19 protein-coding genes and 1 tRNA gene are annotated in these 26,551 nt (G+C 46.9%); 9 read left to right on the top strand and 11 right to left on the bottom strand.

The window, feature by feature from the left end; genetic code table 11:
- Positions 1-55 precede the first annotated feature (55 nt).
- The 8 genes from BFP76_RS04620 (at position 56) to BFP76_RS04585 (ending at position 11,848) form a co-directional block, all read left to right on the top strand.
- Positions 56-1,090: a cysteine synthase A gene (locus BFP76_RS04620; protein ID WP_099592012.1), complete on the top strand. Its 1,035-nt coding sequence runs from the start codon at positions 56-58 to the stop codon at positions 1,088-1,090.
- 9 nt (positions 1,091-1,099) lie between these two features.
- A complete protein-coding gene (locus BFP76_RS04615; protein WP_099592011.1) occupies positions 1,100-3,496 on the top strand; it encodes a DUF3772 domain-containing protein in 2,397 nt (798 codons plus the stop codon).
- Positions 3,497-3,552: 56 nt separating this feature from the next.
- Positions 3,553-3,642: transfer RNA gene (locus tag BFP76_RS04610), tRNA-Ser, on the top strand.
- Positions 3,643-3,895: 253 nt separating this feature from the next.
- Complete coding sequence (locus BFP76_RS14570; protein ID WP_114365321.1) at positions 3,896-4,246, top strand: helix-turn-helix transcriptional regulator; 351 nt, start codon at positions 3,896-3,898, stop codon at positions 4,244-4,246.
- Positions 4,239-5,852, top strand: coding sequence for a tyrosine-type recombinase/integrase (locus BFP76_RS04600; RefSeq protein ID WP_165775661.1), 1,614 nt, complete (start codon positions 4,239-4,241; stop codon positions 5,850-5,852). The genes BFP76_RS14570 and BFP76_RS04600 overlap by 8 nt, the downstream gene beginning before the upstream one ends.
- 318 nt (positions 5,853-6,170) lie before the next feature.
- Entirely contained in the window at positions 6,171-7,727 is a 1,557-nt protein-coding gene (locus tag BFP76_RS04595; RefSeq protein WP_099592009.1) for a type I restriction-modification system subunit M, read from the top strand.
- The gene (locus BFP76_RS04590) at positions 7,724-8,935 is read left to right on the top strand and encodes a restriction endonuclease subunit S (protein WP_099592008.1); all 1,212 of its coding nucleotides are present in this window, start codon (positions 7,724-7,726) and stop codon (positions 8,933-8,935) included. Before BFP76_RS04595 ends, BFP76_RS04590 begins: the two co-directional genes overlap by 4 nt.
- Before the next feature lie 45 nt (positions 8,936-8,980).
- Positions 8,981-11,848: a type I restriction endonuclease subunit R gene (locus BFP76_RS04585; RefSeq protein ID WP_099592007.1), complete on the top strand. Its 2,868-nt coding sequence runs from the start codon at positions 8,981-8,983 to the stop codon at positions 11,846-11,848.
- A 203-nt stretch (positions 11,849-12,051) separates the two neighbouring features.
- On the opposite strand, the gene BFP76_RS04580 is transcribed toward BFP76_RS04585, so the two are convergent.
- The 7 genes from BFP76_RS04580 to chvE all read right to left on the bottom strand — a co-directional run bounded on the left by BFP76_RS04580 (position 12,052) and on the right by chvE (position 21,111).
- On the bottom strand, positions 12,052-13,581 hold the full coding sequence (locus BFP76_RS04580; RefSeq protein ID WP_099592006.1) for an aldehyde dehydrogenase (NADP(+)): 1,530 nt from the start codon (positions 13,579-13,581) through the stop codon (positions 12,052-12,054).
- 22 nt (positions 13,582-13,603) lie between these two features.
- Positions 13,604-14,539, bottom strand: a complete 936-nt coding sequence (locus BFP76_RS04575) for a Gfo/Idh/MocA family protein (RefSeq protein ID WP_099592005.1) — start codon at positions 14,537-14,539, stop codon at positions 13,604-13,606.
- Positions 14,539-16,281, bottom strand: coding sequence for an L-arabinonate dehydratase (gene araD, locus BFP76_RS04570; RefSeq protein ID WP_099592004.1), 1,743 nt, complete (start codon positions 16,279-16,281; stop codon positions 14,539-14,541). The genes BFP76_RS04575 and araD overlap by 1 nt, the downstream gene beginning before the upstream one ends.
- Positions 16,282-16,290: 9 nt before the next feature.
- Entirely contained in the window at positions 16,291-17,286 is a 996-nt protein-coding gene (araD1, locus tag BFP76_RS04565; RefSeq protein WP_099592003.1) for an AraD1 family protein, read from the bottom strand.
- Between the two features lie 5 nt (positions 17,287-17,291).
- Positions 17,292-18,479, bottom strand: a complete 1,188-nt coding sequence (mmsB, locus tag BFP76_RS04560; protein ID WP_099592002.1) for a multiple monosaccharide ABC transporter permease — start codon at positions 18,477-18,479, stop codon at positions 17,292-17,294.
- A gap of 10 nt (positions 18,480-18,489) precedes the next feature.
- Entirely contained in the window at positions 18,490-20,010 is a 1,521-nt protein-coding gene (gene mmsA / locus BFP76_RS04555) for a multiple monosaccharide ABC transporter ATP-binding protein (RefSeq protein ID WP_099592001.1), read from the bottom strand.
- A gap of 75 nt (positions 20,011-20,085) precedes the next feature.
- Positions 20,086-21,111 (bottom strand): multiple monosaccharide ABC transporter substrate-binding protein, encoded by a 1,026-nt coding sequence (gene chvE / locus BFP76_RS04550; RefSeq protein WP_420818655.1) that lies wholly within the window; start codon positions 21,109-21,111, stop codon positions 20,086-20,088.
- Positions 21,112-21,270: 159 nt separating this feature from the next.
- Between chvE and BFP76_RS04545 the strand changes: the two genes are divergently transcribed.
- A complete protein-coding gene (locus BFP76_RS04545) occupies positions 21,271-22,224 on the top strand; it encodes a LysR family transcriptional regulator (RefSeq protein ID WP_099591999.1) in 954 nt (317 codons plus the stop codon).
- Between the two features lie 9 nt (positions 22,225-22,233).
- Here the strand turns inward: BFP76_RS04545 and BFP76_RS04540 are convergent, their stop codons facing one another.
- Genes BFP76_RS04540 through BFP76_RS04525 form a run of 4 tightly spaced genes read right to left on the bottom strand, consistent with a single transcriptional unit; the run spans position 22,234 to position 26,421 of the window.
- The gene (locus BFP76_RS04540; RefSeq protein ID WP_099591998.1) at positions 22,234-22,965 is read right to left on the bottom strand and encodes a FadR/GntR family transcriptional regulator; all 732 of its coding nucleotides are present in this window, start codon (positions 22,963-22,965) and stop codon (positions 22,234-22,236) included.
- Entirely contained in the window at positions 22,962-23,954 is a 993-nt protein-coding gene (yjfF, locus tag BFP76_RS04535; RefSeq protein WP_205661377.1) for a galactofuranose ABC transporter, permease protein YjfF, read from the bottom strand. Before yjfF ends, BFP76_RS04540 begins: the two co-directional genes overlap by 4 nt.
- Positions 23,951-24,985 carry an ABC transporter permease gene (locus BFP76_RS04530; protein ID WP_099591997.1) on the bottom strand — a complete coding sequence of 345 codons (1,035 nt, stop codon included), beginning with the start codon at positions 24,983-24,985 and terminating at the stop codon, positions 23,951-23,953. The genes yjfF and BFP76_RS04530 overlap by 4 nt, the downstream gene beginning before the upstream one ends.
- On the bottom strand, positions 24,982-26,421 hold the full coding sequence (locus BFP76_RS04525; protein ID WP_240513981.1) for a sugar ABC transporter ATP-binding protein: 1,440 nt from the start codon (positions 26,419-26,421) through the stop codon (positions 24,982-24,984). The genes BFP76_RS04530 and BFP76_RS04525 overlap by 4 nt, the downstream gene beginning before the upstream one ends.
- Between the last annotated feature and the right edge of the window lie 130 nt (positions 26,422-26,551).

Genomic DNA, 26,551 nt, shown 5'->3' with positions numbered 1-26,551 from the left:
CGCGGTCGCGTTGCGCGTATCACGGTATTGAAATACTAACACTGGGATTCCCTTAATGAACGTCTATTCCGATCTTCCAAGCGCCGTTGGCAATACACCACTTATCCGTCTGAAAAAGGCGTCAGAGATTACAGGGTGTGAAATTCTAGGCAAAGCGGAATTTTTGAATCCAGGGCAATCCATCAAGGATCGCGCAGCACTCAGCATCATCCAAGACGCGGTGAAATCTGGCAAATTGTCCCCCGGTGGTACGATTGTTGAGGGCACAGCGGGCAATACGGGCATTGGTTTGGCGCTTGTGGGTAATGCGATGGGGTTCAAAACCGTAATCGTGATCCCTGAAACCCAAAGCCAAGAGAAAAAAGATATGCTGCGCCTTGCGGGCGCAGAATTGGTAGAGGTTCCTGCAAAACCTTACAAAGACCCAAATAACTACGTTAAATATTCGGCGCGGTTGGCGGAAAAGCTGGCCAAGACCGAACCAAATGGTGCGATCTGGGCAAACCAGTTTGATAATGTGGCCAACAAGGCTGCGCATTTTAACGCAACCGCACCTGAAATCTGGGTGCAAACGGATGGCAAAGTGGATGGTTTCATCTGTTCCGTTGGCTCTGGTGGAACATTGGCGGGGGTTGCCGATGGTCTGCGTGATCGTAACAAGGACGTTAAAATTGGTATCGCAGATCCCGATGGTGCAGCGTTGTATAATTACTATGCCAATGGCGAATTGAAATCGGACGGAAGTTCGATTACCGAAGGCATCGGGCAGGGGCGTATCACCGCCAATCTGGAAGGATTGAAAGTGGATTTGCCATATAACATTTCAGACAAAGAGGCGTTGCCGATTGTGTTTGATTTGTTGCAGGACGAGGGTCTGTGCATGGGTGGATCAACAGGGATCAATATCGCAGGCGCCATCCGTATGGCGCGTGACATGGGCCCTGGGCATACGATCGTCACCGTGTTGTGCGATTTCGGGAGCCGTTATCAATCCAAACTGTTTAACCCGACTTTCCTAAAGGCGAATGATCTGCCAGCACCAGCATGGTTGGATCGTAAAGCTCGCGCCATTCCTACAGTTTTTGAATAAGGTTTAGGCATGCGCCGCACCATCACGGGAATATTCGCGTTCATCACATTTGTGATGCTAAGCGCGAGCGTATTTGCACAAAACGCACCTGTTACTTTCGATCTTGAAAAATTTCGAGAGGTTGCAACGCGTGCGGAAACGATCATCCAAGATAGCGACACCCCCAATGAGGCATTGGAAGAAATGCGTACAACGCTTTCGACCTTTCGTTCACAATCATTGGCGGAACAGGAAACACGAGCGAAACGTGTTTCTACCGTGCGCGAACAGCTTGCGCTGTTAGGTGATCCCCCCGCAGAAGGCGAACCCGCAGAAACAGCAGAGGTCGCAACGCGGCGCGATGAACTGAATGGACAACTTGCCGAATTCCAAGCCCCGTTGATTGTCGCACAAGAGGCTTATCGCCGTGCAGGATCGTTGATTGATCAAATCGATTCAACCATTCGCACACGCCAATCCGACACGTTATTGCAATTGGGGCCATCCCCATTGAACCCAAAACATTGGGCAACCGCAACAGTTGCGGAATTGGATTATTTCAAAGGCGTTTACGGTGAACTAACCGAAGCATTTAGCGATGAACGACGTTCAAAATCACGCCTGTCAAACGCCCCTGCAACCATTGTGTTGGTTTTGTTAGGATTGCTGTTAATATTCCCTGCATCCCGTTGGGTTTCACGCAAACTTGCCGATACCACCGCCAAAGAGCGCAATCCGCGCCGTGCATTTTCTGCATTTATTTTGTCACTTGGGTTGTTGATTGCGCCAATGATCGGGTTTTTCCTGTTTGTGCGCGGTGTTGAGCTGGCGGATATTCTGGGTGCACGTGGAGATGCGTTAAAGGGTTATTTACCCTATATTGGCCTGACCATCTTTGGCGCCATTTGGATTGCGCGAAACTTGTTTGTTGCCGGTGGCCCCGGTGCGCAATTGCTGAATATCGATCAATCACGCCTGACGGGTGGCAAGCGTACGGTTTATGCCTTGGCAGCTGTGTTTGGGCTCAACTATCTGATTGATGCTGGGCGCCAAACCGAAGATTGGCCCGCCGAAGTTCCCGCCGTGATGCAATTCCCGTTGATCGTGCTGGGCGCGCTTGGGCTGTATATATTAGCGCGGAAATTTCGCAATTATCGCGCGGGCATGACGCCAGAGGATTTGGCCGCGGCGAATGAAACTCTGTCGGGGCGAATATCGCGACTGTTGACGGGGTTTTGTACCGTTGTGGCCTTTGTCGGCCCAGTGGTTGCTGCGATTGGTTACATCAATCTTGGCGCAAATATCGTGTTTTCAACACTGTTATCGCTGGCGTTGATTGCAACCTTGTTTTTGCTGTTTGCGCTGTTGGTCAATATTCTTGAAACCTTTCAACGCAAACCTGCTGCACTGGCCGAAGGTGAAGAAGGCCAAAACACAGGATCCGCAGGTGGGTTGTATAAATCCGCTGTCGGCTTTGCCCTGATCTGTTTGGCCTTGCCCATCTTGGCAATCATCTGGGGAGCACGTGTCAGCGATATTAGCGATCTTTGGATACAGCTTCGCGAAGGTATTTCAATCGGCGATACACGGTTTTCAATTTCCGATTTCCTGTCCTTTGTTCTGATTTTTTCCATCGGTTATACGTTAACGCGGTTGTTGCAATCTGCGCTACGCACTAGTGTTTTACCCAACACCACGATTGATGATGGCGCGCAAAATGCGCTTGTCACCGGGCTTGGCTATATCGGGATATTCTTGGCGGCGTTGCTTGCGATTATGTCAACAGGGCTTGATCTATCTAACCTTGCAATTGTTGCTGGTGCGTTATCAGTTGGTATCGGTTTTGGCCTGCAAACGATTGTGTCAAACTTTGTGTCTGGCATCATTTTGTTGATCGAACGTCCGATCAAACTGGGCGATTGGGTCGAGGTGGGCGCGTTTTCAGGTTATGTGCGCAAAATATCCGTCCGCTCTACCAGTGTTGAAACCTTTGATCGTGCCACGGTAATCATCCCGAATGCGGATTTGATTGGGGGAACGGTTACCAACTGGACCCACGGCAATAAACATGGTCGCGTGATTGTTCCCATCGGTGTTGGATACGGCAGCGATCCCCGAAAGATCGAAAAGATTTTGTTCGAATTGGTCAAAGATCACCCGATGATTTTGAAATACCCAGCGCCCAATGTTCTGTTCCGCCGTTTTGGTGCAGATTCACTGGATTTCGAAATTCGAGCGATTTTGCGCGACGTGAACAATATGCTGGCGGTCACGTCTGATCTGAACTTTGCCATCGCGCAGCGGTTCAAAGACGAAGGTATCGAAATTCCGTTTGCGCAACGCGATATTACGATCAAGAACCTTAGCGATTTGAACAAATCCGAACCTGCAAAACGCAGTAGCAAAAAGACACCACCCAAGGCGTGATCCTTGGGTGATTTGGGGTTGATCACTGGTTTTTGACAGTGTACATCACCCCTCACGGACAGGTGGCCGAGTGGTCGAAGGCGCACGCCTGGAAAGTGTGTAGGCGGGTGACCGTCTCCAGGGTTCGAATCCCTGTCTGTCCGCCATAAAATACATCTATATTATTGATTTTAAACAATTATTATTTTCTAAAGACGTTCTAGCCCCACATCTAGCCCCACATTTGTATTGCGTGGTTAGGCTAAACAACTAGCTCTAGAAAAACCTGTTGCAATGCGCTGCAAACTGTAGCAGGTTGTGTCTTGTCGTCATATTGAACGGCATTCGTAAGTCGAAGCGCAAGATGTGCTTCCCTTCTTTTTTCAAAAAAGAGCCCACGTCGTGGGAAGGGAAACATCTATGTCTAAGACACCAAACACCCCAGATCTGTTTGAGTATAATAATTCTGCAGCTGTTAAGCCGTGTGCTGCTTCTGGCGAAAAAACTTCTACACCTTTGGAAAGCTCACACCAGCCGTTAGCTACAAAATCAATTCAATCGCCAGTTAATGATCGTATTTATTTGCGCGTCGAGGATGTTGCGGCGCGTTACGACGTGTCTATTGCAACGATTTGGCGTTGGGCGAGTGAAACAGCGAATGCGTTTCCAAAGCCCATTCAGTTGAGCAGGGGGACAACGCGATGGTTGCTTGGTGAGTTGGAAAATTATGATGCGCAGGTGAAAGCGGATCGGGATGGTTCCAATGGCTAAAAGAAACATGAAGAGATTGTTTAAAGCCAATCGTGTTTATAGCGTCAAGCAAGTCTGTGAAATATGTGGCGTGACCAAAAATACCGTATCGGGGTGGGTAAAAGTTGGATTACATCCATCAGATGTAACCAAACCATATGTGTTCCAAGGCTCGTCGCTCATAGCGTTTATTGAAGCGCAGTCGAGACGAGACAAGAGAAGCTTACGATTAGGTGAATTCAAATGTTTCTCTTGCCGCGGGGTCTTTTGGCCAGATGCGGTTGCGATCGAATATATGTTTTCAACGAAATATAGAAATGTGCAGGTAAGGGCCAATTGTGACAGCTGCAAAACCTGCGCCACAAAGTTATTGAATGCGACGCAATGGGACAGCGTTCAAAAATGCAAAAACACGGGCGCTAGCCTAGATACAATAGACGAAGGAAAAGCAGGTTTTAAGGCTAAAACAGGCATAAAACAGATCACTAGCGAGAATATTTTCTACTATTCGAATGATAGATTGCTGCATGGGTACATCGTTTTTATGGGCAAGTATGCGACGAAAACGATAGATGCGCATCTTATTGCGATCCGAGAATTCGAACGATTTAGCAAGGGTGTCGTGTTCAAACAGATCACTCCGCAACTTGTTGCGCAATATCGAGAAGACCTTATTCAACGCGGGAGTGAACTTAGCGAAGACGCCATCAGCAATTCTACGATCGGACATCGCGCATCACAACTGCGCTTATTCCTCACTTGGTTGCTTAAGCAAAAAGGGTATCGCAGCCTTGATCAGACTTTGCCAGAATATCTGGACCTTCCCAAAGCGCAGATGGCCAAAGTCAAGCCAGCAAAGGAGAAGGTTTATCCAACGCTATCGGAAGCAGAAGAGATGCTTCGATCCATGCCCAAGGCAACGCGGTTGGATCGCCGTCAACGCGCCGTTTTTGCCTGTGCTTTTTTAACAGGATTGCGTGCAAACGCATTGGCAGGTTTGCGGCATCGCGATGTGGATTTGCAGAAAAGTATCTTTGTTCAAGATGGCACCAATGGGCGCGCAAAAAACGGCAAGAGCTACCGCGGACGGTTTTTCCCAGTTCCAGAAACATTTCTGAGTGTGTTCACGGAATGGGTCAATGAAATGGAAACATTAGGAGCACGTCGTGATGATGCTGTGTTTCCAACAGAGCAATCACTTATTCAAAATCGATCCCCTGGTGTTCAACCGCGCAAACCTTTTGAACCTCTAAAAGGTGCAGATGTGGTTCGACAAGCATTCGCTGTGGCCAGCAAGAATACCAAACATAGCTATCATCCACACAGCGCGCGTCACTGCTTGGCAGCGTTTGGTGTTGAATTGTGCCGGAGCGAAAAAGAATTCAAGGCATGGTCTCTATGCTTGGGTCATGAAGATATTAAAATCACCCGTCGTCATTATGGACATATGGACGAGGAAACTTGTTTTGAAGTCATGGAGATAATTGAAACGGAGAGAAACGAAACGGGTGATGAGAAAGATTTGATACTAGAGTTCGCACTGCAAGAATTGCACCCACGCGATCCAGAATATGAAAAAGCGAAAGCTCTGTACAACGCTCGAATTGGAAAGCCTAGTAAAAGGTAGAAAAGGGGGAGGGGGAACTCATCCAACAATCGTTTCCTTGTTCACCGCTTAGAAAGTTACCCTTTGCCATGTCGCATAACTGGATTGATCATTCCATGGAACAACCAATAGCCATAGAATTTCTGAATAAGCGAAAATTACAAAGATCAATTGTTCCATAAACCTAAGTTCTTGTTGCTGAATTGCGCGACGCAAGGAATTGTAAAACTCGAATTTTGCAATCACGGCAAAGTTAGTTTTGCAAGAAAGCAGAATGAGCTTTCCTCAAACGCGTCTATCCATCATAAATCTAACAACAGATTAATTTGAAGGAAATTCATGACCGAAGAACAAAAAAAGAAGCTTGAACAAAAGCTCTGGGATATCGCCAATACATTGCGGGGAAAAATGAATGCGGATGAATTTCGCGATTACATCTTAGGTTTCATTTTCTACAAATACCTGTCCGAACGCCTGTATCTTTATGCCAATTCGATCTTGTCCGAGGATGGCATTGATTTCAACGATATTGTTGAGAATACCGCAGAGGGCAAAGAAATCCTTGATGCGGTGGCAGAGGCGGCGATTGATGAATTGGGCTATTTCCTCAAACCGTCCGAGCTGTTCAGCGCTGTTGCCAAACGAGGCAGTACGGCGGGAAATTTTATCCTCGAAGACCTTTCCGCGATCCTCAACAATATCGAACGTTCAACAATGGGTAGCGAGTCTGAGGATGATTTTGATGATCTTTTCTCTGACATGGATCTTACGTCCAACAAGCTGGGCCGCACCGAAGAGGCCAAGAACACCCTGATCGCCAAGGTGCTTACCCATCTTGATGAAATCGACTTTGAGCTTGAAAACATCGAAAGCGACGTGTTGGGCGATGCCTATGAATATTTGATCGGGCAATTCGCCAGCGGGGCAGGAAAGAAGGCGGGGGAATTTTATACCCCGCAAGAGGTGTCGACCATTCTGGCGCGGATCGTCACCACGGGCAAAACGCGGATCAAGTCGGTCTATGATCCGACCTGTGGTTCTGGCTCGTTGTTGCTGCGTGTCGCCAAAGAGGTTGAGGTGGGCGATTTTAATGGTCAGGAAATGAACCGCACCACCTATAACCTTGCGCGGATGAACATGATCCTGCACGGGGTGCATTACCGCAACTTTGATCTGAAACAAGAGGACACGTTGGAACACCCCCAGCATGTCGATAAACGGTTCGAGGCCGTGGTGGCCAACCCGCCGTTTTCGGCCAAATGGTCGTCCAATCCGCTGTTGCTGAATGATGATCGTTATAGCCAATATGGCCGTCTTGCGCCCGCGTCCAAGGCCGATTTTGCATTCGTCCAACATATGCTGCACCAATTGCATGAAAACGGCACCATGGCGGTGATCCTGCCCCATGGCGTGCTGTTTCGCGGCGCGGCAGAGGGGCATATCCGCGAATATATCATCAAGGAACGCAACTGGCTGGATGCGGTGATTGGCCTGCCAGCCAATATCTTTTACGGCACGTCGATCCCGACCTGTATTCTGGTGTTCAAGAAATGCCGCGAACAGCCAGAGGATATTTTGTTTGTCGATGCCTCCACCTGTTTTGAAAAGGCGAAGAACCAGAATTACCTACGGCCCGAAGATATTGCCAAGATCGTCGATACCTATCAGGGCAGGGTGGTGGAGGATAAATTCTCGCACCGCGCCAAACTGTCAGAAGTGGCGGAGAACGATTATAACCTCAACATCCCGCGCTATGTGGATACGTTCGAAGAGGAAGAGCCGATTGATCTGGCCGCTGTTGCTGCCGAGTTGAAAGCGGGCGCCGCAGGCATGGCCGAACTGGATGCGCAGATCAAAGGGTTTTGTGATGAGCTTGGGATTGAGGCGCCGTTATGAGTGTCGCGGATATAGTGCCAGTGCTGCGGTTCCCTGAGTTTTCGGGGGATTGGGAGGGGATCAGGCTTGGTGAAATTGTTAGTCAGAGTTATCAAGGAGTAAATACAGCTGCTGATCAAGTGCAATATGTGAGTAGTGGTGCGCCGATTATTCAGGCGAAACATATTACTTCTGGGGAGCTTGATTTTTCAGAAGCGCGTTCGATTGGCTCCGCTGACTACAAGACGTATTGTTCGAAGTTTAATCCCGTTTTGAATGACATTCTGGTTTCAAACATTGGGACCTTGGGAAAGGTCATAATTGTAAATGAGGATCAAAAATTTCTAATTGCTTGGAATATTTTTCTCGTGAGACTAGCAGCAGAACAAACCTTTCCCAGGTTTGTGTTTCACGTCCTCAAGAACACCGCAAGCGGTGGCTATTTCGAGCGCATGAAGTCTGGAAATGCAACTAAGTTTGTCAATAAAACCGATATGTTGGCTATTCGATTTGGCCTACCCTCACTCCCCGAACAAAAGAAAATCGCGGCGTTTTTGGGGGTGGTGGATGCGAAATTCGCGGGGTTGAAAGCGCGGCAAGAGGGGTTGGAGCGCTATAAACGCGGGTTGATGCAAGCCCTGTTCAGCCAACGCCTCCGCTTCACCAAATCTGACGGCACCGCCTTTCCCGATTGGGAAGAGAAGCGGTTGGGGGATGTCTTATCCGTCGAAATGGGCCAATCGCCGAGCTCATCCAGTTACAACGACCAGAAAGAGGGTTTGCCGCTAATTCAGGGTAATGCAGATGTGAAATTTCGACTTAGCGCGCCACGGCGTTATACCTCAGAAATTACAAAAATTTGTGAGATCGATGACATTCTTTTGTCTGTCCGCGCACCCGTAGGAGAAACTTCCAAGGCCATTCATCGCGCATGTATTGGTAGGGGAATTGCCGCGTTAAGAGCGAACAAACCTCAACATCAGGAATTTTGGCACCAGTTTTTGTTACGTTACGAACCCAAATGGGCAGCCTTAGAGCAAGGGAGCACTTTCGCTGCGATAAGCGGCCCTGACATAAGATCCCTGAAGGTCAAAGCCCCTCACCCAGACGAACAACAAAAAATCGCGGATGCTTTGTCCGCTATGGACGCCAAAATCGCCGCTGTGGCGGGGCAGGTGGCAAAGATGCAAGAATTTAAAAAAGGTCTGTTGCAACAGATGTTTGTGTAAGGGCCAGCGGCCTTAGCGAAGGTATTTAAAAGTTAGGTTTAACATATGGCAGGGTATCAATCCGAAGCGCAATTGGAAGAGGGGCTTGTCAAACGTCTGATCGGGCTTGGCTATGCCCCTGTGACGCTGCCCGATATGGCGGCGATGCGTGAAAACCTACGGCTGCAGTTGGGCAAACACAATGGTGTCACGCTTTCGGACAGCGAATTTGCCAAGGTGATTAACCATCTGGACAAGGGCAATGTGTTTGACAAAGCCAAGACATTGCGCGGGCGTATGCAGTTGACACGCGATGATGGCACGCCGCTTTACCTGCGGTTTATGAATACCCAAGAATGGTGCCAGAACGAATATCAGGTCACCACGCAGGTGACGGTAACGGGGCATCACAAAACACGCTTTGACGTGACGCTGTTGGTCAACGGTCTGCCCTTGGTCCAGATCGAGCTGAAACGGCGCGGGATGGAGCTTAAGGAAGCATTCAACCAAATCAACCGCTATCAACGCCACAGCTATTGGGCCGAAAACGGTTTATTCCAATATGTGCAGATATTTGTAATTTCAAACGGGGTGAACACCAAATATTACGCCAATAACCGCAAACAGGATTTCAAACAGACGTTTTTCTGGGCCGAGGAAGATAACACGCTGATCACGCAGTTGGATGCATTTGCCGATGCGTTTTTGGAAAAATGTCACGTGTCCAAGATGATCAGCAAATATATCGTTCTACACGAAAGCCATAAGATCCTGATGGTGCTGCGCCCCTATCAATATTACGCGGTCGAGGCGATTGACGCGCGGGTCAAGGCAGGGCGCAAGAACGGGTATATCTGGCACACGACGGGGTCGGGCAAGACGCTGACATCGTTTAAGGCCGCGCAGGTGTTGATTGAAAACCCCAAAGTGGACAAGGTCGTGTTCGTCGTGGATCGCGCCGATCTGGATTATCAGACGACGAAAGAGTTCAACCATTTTTCTGACGGGTCTGTGGATGGAACAGACAATACGAAAGCGCTGGTAGGGCAGCTTGGGGGCGATACGAAACTGATCGTAACCACCATACAAAAGCTCAACACAGCGATCACGCGGGATCGTTATGAAGGTGTGTTGGAAGGGGTCAAAGATCAACGCGTGGTATTCATTTTTGACGAATGCCACCGCTCGCAATTTGGCGAGACCCACAAGCGGATTGTGTCGTTTTTTAGCAAGGCGCAGATGTTCGGTTTCACCGGCACACCGATTTTTGCAGACAACGCCGTGGGCAAACAAACCACCAAGGATTTGTTCACGCAATGCTTGCATAAATATGTGATCACCGATGCGATTGCGGATGACAATGTTCTGAAGTTTTCAATCGAATATTGGGGGAAGCTTAAGCGCAAAGACGGCAGTTTGATCGACGAGGATGTGCCGTCGATTAACGTCAAAGAGTTCTACGACAGCCCAGAACGGATTGAGGGTGTTGTTGATTGGATCATTCAAAACCACGATCGCAAAACGCATAATAAACAGTTTAGTGCGATGCTCTGTGTAAGCTCCGTGGATGCGTTGATTGAGTATTACGAGGCATTTAAGCGCAAGCGCGATGCGGGTGAGCATCATTTGCGCGTTGCCACGATCTTTACCTATGGACCAAATGAAGCGGATCCAGATGCAGATGGGTTGATTGGTGATCCTGATTTGAACGTCGCGGATTTGCCGGTGGATGTGCACAAAAGGGATCGGCTAGAAAGCTTTGTTGCAGATTACAACGCGATGTATCAAACCAGTGAGACCGTGAAGGATAGCAAGGGATTTTACACGTACTACAATCACCTGAGTAAACGTCTGAAAGATCGCGATACAGAAGCTGCATTAGATAAGGACCGGCTTGATATCTTGCTAGTCGTGAACATGTTCCTGACCGGATTTGATGCAAAAAAATTGAACACGCTTTATGTTGATAAGAACCTTAAATATCACGGGTTAATTCAGGCTTTTTCACGGACGAACCGCATTCTGGGGCAGGTGAAATCCCAGGGCAATGTGGTATGTTTTCGTAACCTCAAGCCCGCAACGGATGATGCAATTACGTTGTTTTCCAACAAGGAGGCGATCGAGGAAATCCTGATTGCTCCTTATGAAGATTACCTTACGCAGTTTAACGAAGCTGTTGAGTTGTTGCGATCCGTCGCGCCCGATCCTGAGAGCGTTAATGAACTGAAATCAGAGGATGACAAGCTCGCCTTTGTGAAGGCCTTTCGCAACCTGATGCGATTGAAAAATGTTTTACGCAGTTTCACAGAGTACGACGAAGGTGATCTGGTTCTCAGCGCGCAAGAGTTCGAGGATTATTCCAGCAAATATCAGGATATAGGAGACGCCGTTAAGACCGACAAGCCAGATGATGGCGCGTCAATTTTGAACGAAGTGGATTTCGAACTTGAACTCATCCACCGTGACGAAATCAATGTGGCGTATATTCTGGCGTTGTTATCTGAAGCTTTGGCGGGCGAAGATAGTCTTGATCCTAAAATTCGCGATGCATCTAAGGCCAAAAAGAAGAGTGTCTTTGACTTGTTGGGGTCAGAGCGTCAGTTGCGTAGCAAGCGGGAGCTAATCGAGAAATTCATCGAACAGTACATGCCAACTGTTACGGGCGAGACGACCATCGAGAGTGCATTTGACGCATTCTGGAACGCTGAAAGAAGTAAGGCGACAGTCGAACTTTGTGAGGTAGAAGGGTTAAAGCCTGATGCCTTTGCAGCGTTGATAGAAGAGTATCATTTTTCTGGAAAAGTCCCATTGCAACGAAACGTGGTCGAAGCGTTAGAAAAAAAACCAACAATTCTTGAACGTAAATCAGCGGTCTCAAGAGTTATTGATAAGCTTTTGAAACTTGTCTCGACGTTTGATGAGGGCCTTGGGTAGATATCAATTGTAATTCCGATGTAGATGAATTTTCGCGTATGGAAAGCGTAACGATTTGATAGAGTTTGTGTTTAAGAACGAAGCCCAGATATTAATGTGCATTCGTATTCAATCCCTCCAAGGATCAGAATGAGCGAAAAACTCTAGCTTAGCATAATATTTCGTGATGTCTCAAAGGTGTTGAAGGGGCACAGTGGCACCAGTTATTTTGTCAAATCGGAAGGAAGCAATTCAGCAGGAATATTTTGAAAACATACTGGGCGTAAAAAACGTCGTATGGCCATTGTGCCTACGGATGTCGCGCCAAAATTGGTGGATGCGGGGTAGGGGCCACCGTGCACCATTGTGTCGCTTACCTCGACACCTGTTGGGAAACCGTTGGCCAATACACGCCCAGCTTTGCGGGTAAGGATAGGTAGCAAAATGTGTGCAGTATCTGTATCAGCTTCGTCCATATGCAAAGTGCAGGTAAGCTGCCCTTGCAAGCTTTCCACAACTTCTAACATTTGCGCCGTGTCATTTGTTTGAACGATAATACCAACTGGGCCAAACACTTCTTCGCCTAAGTTAGCATTAGCTAACCATTCGTTACCCGTGGTGATAAACAGATTTGGCCTTGCACTACGATCTTTGTCCGTTGTCTTGTATAGTTCTTGGACCCCATTGCTTTGGGTTAAATTTTGCGTGCCGCCACGATAAGCATTCGCGATACCATCAGTTAACATGAATTGTGGTTCAATGCTGCGCAATGCCGAAACCGTAAATTGTGCAAACGCATCTGCATCCGCCCCTTTTATGAGCACGGCAACTCCTGGGTTGGTGCAAAATTGCCCGGCTCCCATTGATAGTGACGCGGCCCAGCCATTTGCAATTTCTTCTGTGCGATTTTCCAGAGCATTTGCCAAAATAAACATCGGATTCACAGAACCAAGCTCACCAAAGAAAGGTATTGGTGTCGGTCGCGCTGCACACATGTCAAACAAGATACGACCCGCGCGCAAAGATCCTGTGAAACCGACGGCGGTGATGAGTGGGTGTTTAACCAATGCGGCGGCTGTTTCGTTTTGGTTTGTCTGCAGGAATGAGAAAATACCTGAATCCATGCCAGTTTTGGTGATCGCCGCACTGATGGCCTCTGCGATTATTTCGCTTGTACCTGGGTGGGCAGGGTGGCCTTTGACAATCACCGGACAACCTGCAGCAAATGCTGCTGCGGTGTCTCCGCCAGCAACAGAAAATGCCAATGGAAAATTGGATGCGCCAAAAACTGCAACGGGTCCGATGGGGTGTTGCATCATAAGTAATTCGGGTCGTGGTGCAGGTTCGCGATCTGGCAGAGCTGGATCGTGACGAATGTCTAAGTAGTCACCTTGTAATATGTGTTGAGCGAACAAGCGTAATTGCCCCGTTGTTCGTCCACGTTCGCCTTGTAATCGCGCCGCAGGCAGTCCTGTTTCAGAAGTGCCGATTTGTGTGATAAATTCTGCGCGGCTTTCTATTTCATCCGCGATGGTGTTTAAGAATGCGGCACGCTCTTTTCGGGTTGTGTTACTATAGTTCGAAAATGCGCGTTCTGCCGATTTGCATGCCAAATCAACCTGTTGAGTTGTTGCATTGAAAAATTCAAACACCGTGCCAGAAATGGGTGCGTTTTTAAATGTAGATTCGGCCTCGAGCCAATTCCCATCAATTAGTATTTTTCCATGCGGGTGGTATGTCAAAGGTTGCGCCATGATGTTTCCTATCAATGGAGGTCTATTCGATAAATGCGTCGGTCATTTCGCGATTGCCAAGTGTGAAGGCGTCTAGGATCAATGTCATCGGGCGCAAATCGACGTCAGAAGCAGAATTTGCGATCAATTGGAACATGTTTTGATACAAACGAGGATATTCGCCAGACAATGGATTTGTGTGTTTTATTGACAGACGCTCATCATCAACAAACAGCTTTGCTCCTCCATCAATCAAACGCATGACACCCGCATCTGTTGTGGCCTTGATTTCCCAAATCTGTTCTTCAGGCTGTCTAAAGTCAAATTCTGCGCGCACGGTTGCTCCCGACGGGTGGCTAAAATCTAGGTCTGCGGCAATCGGAGTTTGTTTGTTCTTAGGGATCACAAGATTTGCAGATCGAAGATGTATGGGGTCAGGCAATATTTCAGTTACAATTGATAGCGCATTGATCCCAGGGTCAAAAACGCCCATGCCCGCTGGTTGCCAAATCCATTCTTGTCCAGGATGCCATCGGCGCACATCTTCTTTCCAAGTGATAGTTAAATCATGCAGTTTTTTGTCGGATAGCCATTGTTTCGCCGCGGCGACATCTGCTGCTTCGCGGGAATGCCACGTTGCGTAAAGGCTGATGCCAGCATCATTTGCCAAGTCTTGTAAAATTTGCACCTCTGATAATGAGGCGCCGGGTGGTTTTTCCAACATAACGTGACGACCCGCTGCGATAGCAGATTTAGCGTATTCATATCGCGGGGCAGGTGGAATACTTAGTGATACCACTGGGATATCAGGGCGCTGTTTTAACATCGCATCCATATCGGTGTAATTTTCGACATCTTTTACAGTGTTGTTGCGCGATACCGTTGCCGCCAGTTCCCAATCTGGTGACGCCATAATTGCAGGAATATGTTGATCAATGGCGATTTTACCAATGCCAACCAATGCGATATTTGTTGTCATTAATGTGAATCCTTACCAACGGCAGAACCACGACCACCTTTTAGGAAATCAAGATCGGCACCTGTGTCCGCACCTTCAACGTGCATATGATGGAGCCAAGCATATCCCGATGTAGGATGTTCAATATTTGGTTTCCAAGCAGCCAAACGCGATGCGAGTTCAGCGTCGCTTATATCCAGGTGTAAATGACGGTTTGGCACATCCACTGCAATCATGTCGCCATTTTGCACAACGGCGAGCGGCCCACCCGCCGCCGCTTCTGGTGAAGTATGAAGGATCACTGTTCCATAGGCTGTCCCAGACATACGAGCGTCCGAAATGCGTATCATGTCTGTGATACCTTTGCGTAAAATCTTGGGAGGTAGACCCATATTCCCTACCTCTGCCATGCCCGGATATCCCTTGGGGCCACAGTTTTTCAGAACCATGATGCAAGTTTCATCAATGTCCAAATTTTCATCATTTATTTTTGCTTTGTAATCATCAATGTCTTCAAAAACCACAGCACGCCCGCGATGGATGAGCAATTCCTCACTCGCCGCAGAGGGTTTTAAAACCGCACCTTTGGGTGCCAAATTACCTTTCAGCACAGCAATGCCGCCTTGGCTGGTCAATGCGTTTTGAACAGGTAGAATTACATCTTCGTTATGATTGACAACATTTTTCACTTGATCCCACTGTGTTTCCCCCGACACCGTAAGCGCATCTTTGTGCAACAAACCAGCTTCGCCAAGTCGTTTTAGAACAACTGGTAATCCGCCTGCATAGAAAAATTCTTCCATGAGATATTTTCCTGATGGCATCAGGTTCACAATGGTTGCAACGTCTTTTCCGCATCGATCCCAATCGTCGAGTGTGACATCGATTTTCAAGCGTCCCGCAATCGCCAGTAAGTGCACGACCGCGTTGGTTGAACCGCCAATCGCTCCGTTGGTTCGGATCGCATTTTCAAAGGCTTTCTTGGTCATAACATCGGATGGTTTTAAATCATCCTTAACCATCTGAACAATTCGTCTTCCCGTTAATTGTGCCATCACACGTCGACGGCTGTCGACGGCGGGGATGGCGGCGTTACCAGATAGTGCCATACCCAATGCCTCTGCCATGCTGGCCATGGTAGATGCGGTACCCATGGTATTACACGACCCTGGAGATCGAGACATTGATGACTCTGCTTCTGCAAATTCATCTGCGCTCATTTTGCCTGCTTTCACAGCCTCGGAAAATTTCCATAAATGCGTGCCAGAGCCAACACGTTCATTCTGGAAATACCCATTTAACATTGGCCCTCCCGTCACAACGATTGATGGTAAATCGGTTGATGCCGCAGCCATCAACAATGATGGTGTGGTTTTATCACAGCCCACCAACAGGACACAGCCATCCATAGGTTGACCGCGCATTGCTTCTTCGACAGCAAGTGCTGCAAGATTGCGATACATCATTGCCGTTGGACGGAATGAACTTTCGGCTGCGGAAAAAACGGGAACTTCGACGGGGAAACCACCAGCCTCGTAAATTCCGTGTTTAACCCGTTCGGCTAAATCACGCAGATGTGCATTACATGGGGTGAGTTCAGACCAAGTATTTAATATGCCAATAACAGGTCTGCCATCGAATAAATCATGCGGGAAACCTTGGTTTTTCATCCATCCCCGATGATAGATGGTATCGCGACTATTTCCACCAAACCATTCTTGAGAACGTAATTTTCGTGGCCATTCTTTTGGTTTAAATGTCATTCGTTTTCCTTAAAGGGCTGTGACAGGGCAAACATCTGGTTCTGATGTTGAAACGGTGAGTGGGTTTCGTAGCGCGATGCCAAGTTGCGGAGCATCAATTTCGAAAATGTCACCTTCTCTAGTTTGAATTTCATCGGCAAAAGAAAGAGTTGCTGTCCCAAAAAAATGCACATGCAAATCACCAGGTTGGCGAAATAAATCATATTTGAAATGATGGTGTTCCAAATTTTCGATGGAGTGGGACATGTTATCTATGCCCGACAAAAATGATTTCTCCCAGAGCGTTTCATCACCGCGCAATATTCGACTGGTACCGCGAATATCGTGGGGTAAATCACCTATCAGAATTTCAGGGCCAAAGCTGGCTTGGCGTAGTTTGGAATGTGCCAACCATAAATAATTGCCCCGTTCAGTAATGTGATCAGAAAATTCATTGGCGAGCGAATATCCGATACGATACGGTGTGCCAGTGTCTGATATAATGTAGATTCCAGCAATTTCGGGCTCTTCGCCTGCGTCCAAAGCAAAACTTGGTTTGGTTAATGGGGATTCTGGTGCCACTGCTGCGTTACCGTTCCCTTTGTAAAACCATTCTGGCTGTGCGCCAATTTTACCTGCTTCAGGTTTCCCGTTTTCAACGCCATCTTGGAAAATGCGCATGGAATCTGTGATGGGGGTGTTTGCATTGTCTGTTTGGGTATGCATTGCATTGCGCGTTGCTGCAGATCCCAGATGGGTTAATCCCGTACCTGTCATATGCAAATGTGCAGGATCATGATGGTGAACTGGTAACACTATCCGGTTTTGGTTGATCGCCTGAAGCAAATCAACCGAAGAGCCAAGCCCGAGTTCTTCAATCATATCTATAAGTGATTTGTCCGCCTTGATTGCGCGCGTTGCAAGTTCATAGGTGTTGTTCACCATATTCACCACCCGGGCATCCTCACCGTCTCGCATAATGACTTGGACATCTCCATCCAAAGATTTTATTTGTGAGAGAAACATACCGCTTATCCTTGTTTGCTTTTATTGTAGACGTCGAAAAATACAGCGGCCAAAAGAACCAAACCTTTAATGATTTGCTGGTAATCAATACCGATGCCAAGGATCGACATGCCATTGTTCATCACACCCATTATGAATGCACCAACTACAGCGCCAATGATTTTGCCTGATCCACCAGACATGGATGCACCGCCAATAAACACGGCCGCGATCACATCCAACTCAACCGACAAACCAGCCTTTGGTGTCGCGGTGTTCAAACGAGCAGCAAAAATTAACCCTGCTAATGCAGCTAAAACCCCCATATTTACAAAGGCCAGGAATGTCATTTTTTCGGTTTTGATACCTGATAGTTTTGATGCTTTTTCGTTGCCGCCCAGTGCATAAATGCGGCGGCCTAAAACTGTGTTTTCTGTGATGAATGCATAAACAACCGTAAGGATCGCCATTGTAATCAATACATTTGGTAATCCACGGAATGTAGATAATTTATATGTAATAAACAGCAACGCTCCCGCGATGATAATATTGCGTATGATGAACAACGCCTGCGGTTCACCAATAATACCATAGCTTTTATCACGCGCTCGTGCGCGCATCCCCATCCACACGATCAAACATACAGTAATAACGCCAGCAGCCAATGCGGTACCGTTGGGACGATTGATGCCAAAAACGTCGGGGATGAAACCAGTGGATAATGATTGAAATGACTTAGGGAAGGGGCCAATTGATTGTCCTTCTAACAACCAAAGCGATAGCCCACGAAACACTAACATTCCCGCAAGCGTGACAATGAAGGATGGTATTTTCCAGTAGGCAACCCAGTACCCCTGTGCCGCGCCAATGAGTGCGCCCATTATCAAACATATCGGAAGGGCAGCGGCGACTGACAATCCATGTGAAACGATCAATACAGCTGCAAATGCCCCGACAAATCCCATTACGGAACCAACCGATAAATCGATATTGCCGGTTACGATGATCAGCAACATGCCAAGTGCCATGATTATGATGTAACTGTTTTGCAAAAAAAGATTGGTAATGTTGACAGGACGCAGCAAAATACCCCCAGTCATGATTTGAAAAAATGCCATGATAGCGATCAATGCGAACAACAGACCATATTCACGTAAATGATTACTTAGATAGGTGCGCAATTGCCCTGACGCGTTTGTTTTAGAGTTGCTCATTTGGTTCCCTTTAGTCCGTCACAATCAGTGACATAATGCTTTCTTGGCTGGCATCTTTGGCCGCAAGTTCACCCACAAACGTACCTTCGTTCATGACATAAATACGATCACACATACCCAGTAGTTCTGGCATTTCGGATGAAATGAACACGATGCCTTTGCCCTGTGCGGCCAGATTGTTAATTATGCCGTAAATTTCAAATTTTGCGCCCACATCAATCCCGCGCGTTGGTTCATCTAGAATTAGAACTTCAGGATCAGTGAATAACCATTTCGACAGAACCACCTTTTGTTGGTTTCCACCTGACAAATTGCCTACGGTTTGAAAAACGGATGGTGTGCGTACGTTCATAGTAGAGCGATAATGTTCGGCAACTTTAGTTTCTTCTGCCTCTACAATTACACCAGCCTTGGATACGTTTCCCAAATTGGCCAATGTAATGTTGCGTTGGATATTATCGTCTAATATCAGTCCAAGAGATTTGCGATCTTCGGTTACATAGGCAAGACCGGTGCTGATTGCCTTGCCAACGGATGAAACATCTATGGGTTTGCCGTGCATCTTTACTGAGCCGGAAATATTTCGGCCATAGCTCTTGCCAAACAAACTCATTGCAAGCTCAGTGCGCCCTGCACCCATGACCCCAGCAATGCCAACCACTTCGCCAGCGCGAACAGACATATTAATGTTTTTAATGACTTGGCGTTCGGATTGCTCTGGATGCCACACAGACCAATCATTGATTTCCAACAATGGTTCGCCCAACTTCGTTTCACGAGAAGGGTAACGTGCACCCATTTCGCGCCCGACCATATCACGTACAATGATATCTTCGGTGACTGTTTCTACCTTGGTGTTCATTGTCGAGACCGTGACGCCATCACGAATGACGGTGACGCTGTCGGCGACCTTGCGCACTTCGTTCAATTTATGACTGATAATAATGCAGGTCACGCCTTTGGATTTTAGCTCCAGCATCAAATCCAGCAATACTTGGCTATCCGCCTCAGAAAGAGCAGCAGTGGGTTCGTCCAATATTAACAATCGCACGTCTTTTGATAATGCTTTTGCAATTTCAACTAATTGTTGTTTGCCAACTCCCAAGGTATCAAGTCGTGTTGAGGGCGCTTCAGATAATCCGACCTTAGCCAATAACGTTTCAGTGCCACTGAATGTTTTGCGCCAATTCACAATACCTTTGTTCGCCTGTTCATTTCCCAAAAAAATATTTTCAGCGATGGATAATTGAGGGATCAACGCAAGTTCTTGATGAATGATGATTATGCCTTGGTTTTCACTATCAGAAATGTTGCGAAAGGCAGCAAGATTGCCATCATAGTGGATTTCACCGTCATAACTCCCGGCGGGATAAACACCTGACAATACTTTCATAAGTGTAGATTTGCCCGCACCATTTTCACCGCAAATGGCGTGAATTTCGCCTTCTTCTACTGTGATGCTTACGTCGTCCAACGCCTTGACGCCTGGAAACTTTTTGGTAATGGATCGCATTTCCAGCAAAGTCGACATGCAACATATCCTTTTGGTAGGGTGCCCGCCCCATGATTATTCGCAAGGGCGGGAGTTCAGAATTGGTTCAGGGGATTATTTGATTTGATCCATCGTGTAGTAACCAGACCCAATAACGATCTCTTCCCAATTGCTGGCGTCAACGGAAACAGGTTCCAACAGATAGCTTTCCACAACTTTTATGCCGTTATCATATGTTGTTGTGTCATTTATTTCTGGTGATGAACCGCTGATCACCGCATTTACCATTCCAACTGTAACACGTGCCAATTCGCGGGTATCTTTGAATACCGTTGAATATTGTTCGCCAGCTAAAATCGATTTTATCGATTGAACTTCTGCATCTTGGCCAGACACAATTGGCATTTCCAACCCGCCAGTTCCGTAACCGACACCTTTAAGTGATGAAAGAATACCAATCGATAGTCCGTCGTAAGGTGACAGTACGCCATTTACTCGGGCATCAGTGTAATGTGCAGACAGCAAGTTATCCATGCGCGCCTGTGCAACCGCACCATCCCAGCGCAATGTGCCAACCTTTTCCATACCCATTTGTCCAGATACGATATTGATTGTGCCGTCATCAATTAAGGGTTGGAGAACTGACATCGCGCCATCATAAAAGAAATAAGCATTGTTATCATCCGGTGATCCGCCAAATAATTCAACGTTGTACGGGCCATTTCCAAAACGCTCACCAAGCCCCGCAACCAGGCTTGAAGCCTGTTGAACTCCGACCTTGAAATTATCGAATGTCGCATAATAGTCGACATTTTCGCTGTTTTTAATCAAGCGATCATACGCAATTACACGAATGCCAGCGGCGGATGCATTTTCCAGTGCATTTGACAAGGTGGTGCCGTCAATCGCCGCAATCACCAATACATCAACACCTTTTGAAATCATATTTTCAATTTGTGCTAATTGGTTTGGAATATCATCTTCGGCGTATTGTAAATCGGTTTCGTACCCAGCATCTGCAAACTGTTTTACCATGGAGTCGCCATCGGAAATCCAACGTGCTGAGGATTTTGTTGGCATTGAAATTCCGACAGTTTCGGCAATTGCCGTCGTCGAAAACCCAATTGCATATGTGCACATCGAAAGCGCTGTGACGAGTGTTCTAATTTTCATGTTCTTCTCCCAATTTTCCGTAACAAACAGTGACAGCGTGCTACGTTCCTCCGAAACTTGCCCGAATCGAGCTGAAACCAAGGTTAGTGAGATTTATCATGCTTTGATAATAATAGATTTGTTGATATGCATAACAAAAAAGGTATGTATATGTTGCGGATCAAAGCCCTCAAACTTAAACCGATTCAGCTTCGTCTAGTGGTCGCATTGGCCGAAACTGGGAAATTACAATCAGCAGCGGATAGTTTGGGTATTGCTCAGCCCGCCGCATCGCGTGCGTTGGCAGAGATCGAAAAACTGGCTGGAACTCCGTTGTTTGCACGCCATCCCAAAGGCATGCGCATTACATTAGAAGGAAAAATTATTGCGAACAAAGCCCATGCAATTCTGCGCGAAGCATATGAACTGGAAGACAGTTTAACCAATATCAAACAGGGTAAAGCGGGCAAAATTCGCATTGGTGCGGTGACGGGACCGGCTGTAAAATTTGTGGTTCCAGCAATCAGAGAAATCAAAAAGCAATCTGTTAATTTGGAAATTACCGTTGCAATTGCCCCATCGCGTCAGTTGTTGCACGAATTGGTTAGTGGGCGGTTGGATCTGATTATGGCGAGGCTTTTGCCAGAATTTGATAGCCGTGAATTTGAAGTAACGCCAGTGGGTGACGAACAAGTGGTGTTGCTGGTTCGCAAAAATCACCCGCTAGCGGCGCAGGGGAATTTGAAATTGCAAGATCTTCAAGATCAAGAATGGATAGTACAAGAAAAAGATAATCCAATACGAGAAGCGGTCAGTGCGGCATTTCATATGGAAGGAATATCAGAGCCAACAAACATAATCGGTTCGTCTTCGTTTTTGTTTGCGATGGGTTATTTGTCGGAAACAGATGCAATCGTTGCTGTTACACAAGAAGTAGCGCAGTTACTGATCGATGAACCGATAAAAGCAAATTTTTCAAAACTTAAACTGAACCAGCCAATAGGTATGACGCCGTATTTTTTGGTGCGTTTCAAGAGTCATTCCGTGTCCCCCGCTACCCAATTGTTGACCGATTTTATAGTGGCACAATCAACGTTATAATGTGAGACATTACACAGTTTGCGCACGTAACCTAGTTCTGTTGAAGCTTTCGTTAATCACGTCTGTCATTGCTTTTTTCGCAACCATTGCGTCACCAGAGGTGATCGCAGTTGCAATTTTCCTGTGCTGAAGTGCCACGTCTGTTTTGCTATCGGGAAATGCGTCGTCCGCTTCGGTCATAAACAAGGAATACAGTGCTGTTTGGACAATATCACCAAGAGAATGCAAAAAACGATTTTGGGATAGTTTGAGAATTTGTTTATGAAATTCATAGTCAGCTACTGCAAAACTGGCGCGATCGGTGGCATTTTCCATGTCATCACACAATTGCGCCAGATGTGCGCTGTCTATTGAATTGGTAAGAGTGGCCGCCTTTGCTGCAGCTGCGGGTTCGAAGATTAATCGGATTTCAAACAATTCTTCATAAAATTCCGATGGGTTCTTTTGAGAAGCATGCCACAATAGCACATCTTCGTCGAACATATTCCAATCATTAGGCGAACGCACATGCGTTCCAACCTTGGCCTTGGATTGAATTAAACCTTTGGCGATCAGAGTTTTTTTCGCTTCTCGAACCACTGTACGCGATACACCGAACATTTCACATATGTCAGGATCAAGCGGGATCATTGTGCGTGCGGGATATTCGCCTGAAACAATTGATCGTCCCAGTTGGTTTACGACAAATGTGGTGTGGTTCGAAGCCTTGTCAACACTTGAACCGGAATGAATGAAGCTCATGATTGCGTGTCTAAGCCAATCACTGCCTTTTTGCGTTTTGTCGATGCCCAAGTTAGCCCCTTTTGCAATAAAATGAATGCGAATAGTAATCCACCGATGACGATCTTTGTCCACCAACTGGAAAGGGTTCCATCAAACACGATGTATGTTTGTATCAGACCCATAATCAGGATACCAAAGAAAGTTCCCGCAATAAATCCATAGCCTCCAGTTAGCAAAGTACCACCGATGACGACAGCAGCAATTGCGTCAAGTTCAACACCAACAGTGGCAAGTGAATAACCCGCAGAAGTATATAGCGAGAATACAATCCCAGACAAGCCCGCGAGCCCTCCAGATATTGCATAGATTTTAATTGTTGTTGATGCTACGGGTACTCCCATTAATCGCGCCGTCGTCGCGCCACCACCCAATGCATAGACGTTTTGCCCAAATTTGGTACGATGGGCGATAATTGCGGCAACAATAAACGTCAAAATCATAATCCCACCTATTATTCGAAACCGTCCACCACCAGCCGATTTCCAGTAGAGCGATTGCAATACGTCGTAAAATTCATGTGTTATCGGGATTGAATCCGTGGACATAACATACGCGGCACCGCGTGCCAAAAACATACCAGCGAGAGTCACAATAAACGGAGGCATTTCAAGATAATGAATGGTTGCTCCCATCGCAGCGCCAAATGCGGATGTGATAAATAAAACCAGAGCAAACGCCATCATAGGGGGTATGGAAGTGTCGCGTAAAACAACTGCAAGAAACACGCCTGTAAATGCGATCACAGACCCGACAGAAAGATCAATACCACCAGACAGAATGACAAAGGTCATGCCAACGGCAACAATCCCCAAGAACGCATTATCGGTCAACAAGTTTGCCACGACACGTGTCGATAACATTGCGGGAAATTGCCATGCACAAAGCGCATAGGCCAACAAGAAAGTGAATAGCGTTGCAATCAGCGGAAGATGTGTCGAGCGGATCATCTGTTGGATTCCTTTGCGGGCGTAAGCGGATCAGATTTTATGGGAGGGGATGATGCACGCATAATATAAATCAAGTGACCCACGCGTGGTGATTGTATTACCAATATTGCCAGGATGAGTAATGCTTTGATCACAAGGTTAAATTCTGGCGGCATGCCAGATAGCAAAATTAGTGAATTAACAGATTGAATTATTATGGCGCCAAGCAATGATGCCACTATCGAAAAACGCCCACCCAACAACGAATTTCCACCAATCACGACTGCAAGGATGGCATCCAGTTCCAGCCAAAGCCCTGCATTATTTGCATCTGCGCCTTGGATATCAGCTGCTACAATTACACCTGCAACTGCGGCACAGATTCCTGAAACGACATAAACGCAGATTAACAGAATGCGTGAATTGATTCCTGCGAGACGCGAGGATGCCTCGTTAATGCCAATAGATTCAATCAACATTCCAAGCGCCGTTCTTCGCACAAAAAATGCGGCAAGCCCGCCAAGGAAAATCCAAATTAAAACAGGGGTTGGAATTCCAAATACAGTGCCAGCGCCTAGATGTATCAGGCCTTCATCTAGAAATGTTAGGATGGTTCCTTCGGTTATCAGCTGTGCAACACCGCGTCCCGCAACCATTAATACCAGTGTTGCAACAATGGGTTGTATGCGTAAAATCGCCACCAAAAAACCATTCCAAAGCCCGCAAATTGCACCCACCGTCAATGCGCCAATAACGGCGGTCAACCAATAATGACCATCAACAACAAGTGAAGCGGCCGTTGCTCCCGCGATCGCCATGACCGCGCCAACAGATAAATCAATTCCCTTTGTGGCGATTACAAGTGTCATCCCAATACAAAGCAAAGCTGTGGGTGCTCCGCGATTTAAAACATCAATCACGTTGCCAAATAAACGACCATTTTGAAATTCAATCACGAAAAAATCGGGAAAAACCAGAAGGTTAAGAAATAGAACCACGCCAAGAATGATCATTTGTGGCATGATACGTTTAAAAAAATTGTAACTGATCATGCGATGCCCTCATGTTCGGTCTCCGCTGCAATAGCGCGAATAATGTTGTTTGAAGTAATTTCTGCACCCGTTAATTCGCCAACCTGTTTATGATCGCGTAAAACGATGACACGGTTGGCATATGTGACTAGTTCTTCCATTTCAGAAGATGCAACAAGCAATGCCATTCCATCTTTTTGTAACTGCCCGATCAAGGCGATGATTTCGCTATGAGCACCGATATCAATGCCACGCGTTGGTTCATCCAAAATTAAAAAGTCTGGATCGGTGGCAAGCCATCGCGCTAACAAAACCTTTTGTTGATTGCCCCCGGACAACAGCCGAATAGGCATTTCAAGATTTGCGAGACGGATATCTAGTGTGCGCACATAGTGTTGAGCTATTTCATCAACCTTGCGTCTGGATATTGGACGAAGCCATCCTTGTCGTGCTTGTAATGCCAAAATAATGTTTTCTCGGACACTAAGATCTCCGACGATCCCTTCCGTTTTGCGATCCTCTGGGCAAAGAGCAAATCCATGCGCTACCGCATCACGTGGATTGTTGATTTGAATATGTTTGTTGTGCAATTTCAATTGCCCAAAATCGGCCTTTACAGCGCCAAAAATAAGATTTGCGGTTTCGGTTCTCCCTGAGCCCAATAAACCAGCAAGACCAACAACTTCACCTTTATGAATATTGAGGTTGAATGGGGCTAGCATACCGCTTTTGCCAAGCTCTTTTATCTGAAGCAAAAGCGTGCCACTTGATTTTGGTTTTGGCTCTTGCAAGCGGGCCTCAAGTTGACGTCCTAACATCAAGCTAATGATGTCGGTTTGGCTAACTTGATTGAGTTCACGAGTACCAACGACTTGCCCATTTCGCAAAACCGTAGCGCGATCACAAATTTCAAAAACTTGATCCAAAAAATGTGTGATGAAAACTACTGCAATCCCACGCGCTTTCAATTGCCGTATAACCGAAAAAAGAAGCTTCACTTCGTCTAAATCAAGACTTGCAGTTGGTTCATCAAGGATCAAAACCTTGCCGGACATTTCAACTGCACGCGCAATTGCAACAATTTGTTGAATGGCAACCGGATAATCTGACAAGGGCTGCGCTGGATCAATGTCGATCCCAAATTCAAGCAATGATTTTTTTGCCGCTGCGTTCATTGCTCTACGTGCAACAAACGGTCCATACATTGGCTGGCGACCAAGATGGAGATTTTCTGCGACGGTTAGATTCGGAAGCAAGTTTACTTCTTGATAAACTGTACCAATCCCCAGAATTTGACTGTGATTGGTTGATTGCGGATTAACATGTTTACCGTCCAGAGTGATTTCGCCACCGTCTCGGCGATAAACACCTGTTAGGCATTTAATCAACGTCGATTTACCCGCACCATTTTCTCCAAGCAGTGCATGGATTTCACCCCGATTTAGCGTTATTTCCACGTCATCCAGCGCAATCGTGCCAGGAAAAAATTTGGAAATGCCCGTTGCGTGCAACATTGGAGTAGGGTCGTTAGTCAATCTTGAATCCTCACTGGCGAAAAATACAGGCCGCCCCGCGTACGATGTACGC

The organism is Paramylibacter kogurei, from assembly GCF_002742285.1.
Classification (GTDB): domain Bacteria; phylum Pseudomonadota; class Alphaproteobacteria; order Rhodobacterales; family Rhodobacteraceae; genus Amylibacter; species Amylibacter kogurei.
Note: the sequence above shows the minus strand (reverse complement) of the source record. Positions and strands in the feature narration are given on the sequence as shown.

What these genes read in the sequence shown, in the direction of transcription:
- BFP76_RS04620 (WP_099592012.1), top strand. Translation starts at nt 56, where the DNA reads ATGAACGTCTATTCCGATCTTCCAAGCGCCGTTGGCAATACACCACTT.
- BFP76_RS04615 (WP_099592011.1), top strand. Translation starts at nt 1,100, where the DNA reads ATGCGCCGCACCATCACGGGAATATTCGCGTTCATCACATTTGTGATG.
- BFP76_RS14570 (WP_114365321.1), top strand. Translation starts at nt 3,896, where the DNA reads ATGTCTAAGACACCAAACACCCCAGATCTGTTTGAGTATAATAATTCT.
- BFP76_RS04600 (WP_165775661.1), top strand. Translation starts at nt 4,239, where the DNA reads ATGGCTAAAAGAAACATGAAGAGATTGTTTAAAGCCAATCGTGTTTAT.
- BFP76_RS04595 (WP_099592009.1), top strand. Translation starts at nt 6,171, where the DNA reads ATGACCGAAGAACAAAAAAAGAAGCTTGAACAAAAGCTCTGGGATATC.
- BFP76_RS04590 (WP_099592008.1), top strand. Translation starts at nt 7,724, where the DNA reads ATGAGTGTCGCGGATATAGTGCCAGTGCTGCGGTTCCCTGAGTTTTCG.
- BFP76_RS04585 (WP_099592007.1), top strand. Translation starts at nt 8,981, where the DNA reads ATGGCAGGGTATCAATCCGAAGCGCAATTGGAAGAGGGGCTTGTCAAA.
- BFP76_RS04580 (WP_099592006.1), bottom strand. Translation starts at nt 13,581, where the DNA reads ATGGCGCAACCTTTGACATACCACCCGCATGGAAAAATACTAATTGAT.
- BFP76_RS04575 (WP_099592005.1), bottom strand. Translation starts at nt 14,539, where the DNA reads ATGACAACAAATATCGCATTGGTTGGCATTGGTAAAATCGCCATTGAT.
- araD (WP_099592004.1), bottom strand. Translation starts at nt 16,281, where the DNA reads ATGACATTTAAACCAAAAGAATGGCCACGAAAATTACGTTCTCAAGAA.
- araD1 (WP_099592003.1), bottom strand. Translation starts at nt 17,286, where the DNA reads ATGTTTCTCTCACAAATAAAATCTTTGGATGGAGATGTCCAAGTCATT.
- mmsB (WP_099592002.1), bottom strand. Translation starts at nt 18,479, where the DNA reads ATGAGCAACTCTAAAACAAACGCGTCAGGGCAATTGCGCACCTATCTA.
- mmsA (WP_099592001.1), bottom strand. Translation starts at nt 20,010, where the DNA reads ATGTCGACTTTGCTGGAAATGCGATCCATTACCAAAAAGTTTCCAGGC.
- chvE (WP_420818655.1), bottom strand. Translation starts at nt 21,111, where the DNA reads ATGTGCACATATGCAATTGGGTTTTCGACGACGGCAATTGCCGAAACT.
- BFP76_RS04545 (WP_099591999.1), top strand. Translation starts at nt 21,271, where the DNA reads ATGCATAACAAAAAAGGTATGTATATGTTGCGGATCAAAGCCCTCAAA.
- BFP76_RS04540 (WP_099591998.1), bottom strand. Translation starts at nt 22,965, where the DNA reads ATGAGCTTCATTCATTCCGGTTCAAGTGTTGACAAGGCTTCGAACCAC.
- yjfF (WP_205661377.1), bottom strand. Translation starts at nt 23,954, where the DNA reads ATGATCCGCTCGACACATCTTCCGCTGATTGCAACGCTATTCACTTTC.
- BFP76_RS04530 (WP_099591997.1), bottom strand. Translation starts at nt 24,985, where the DNA reads ATGATCAGTTACAATTTTTTTAAACGTATCATGCCACAAATGATCATT.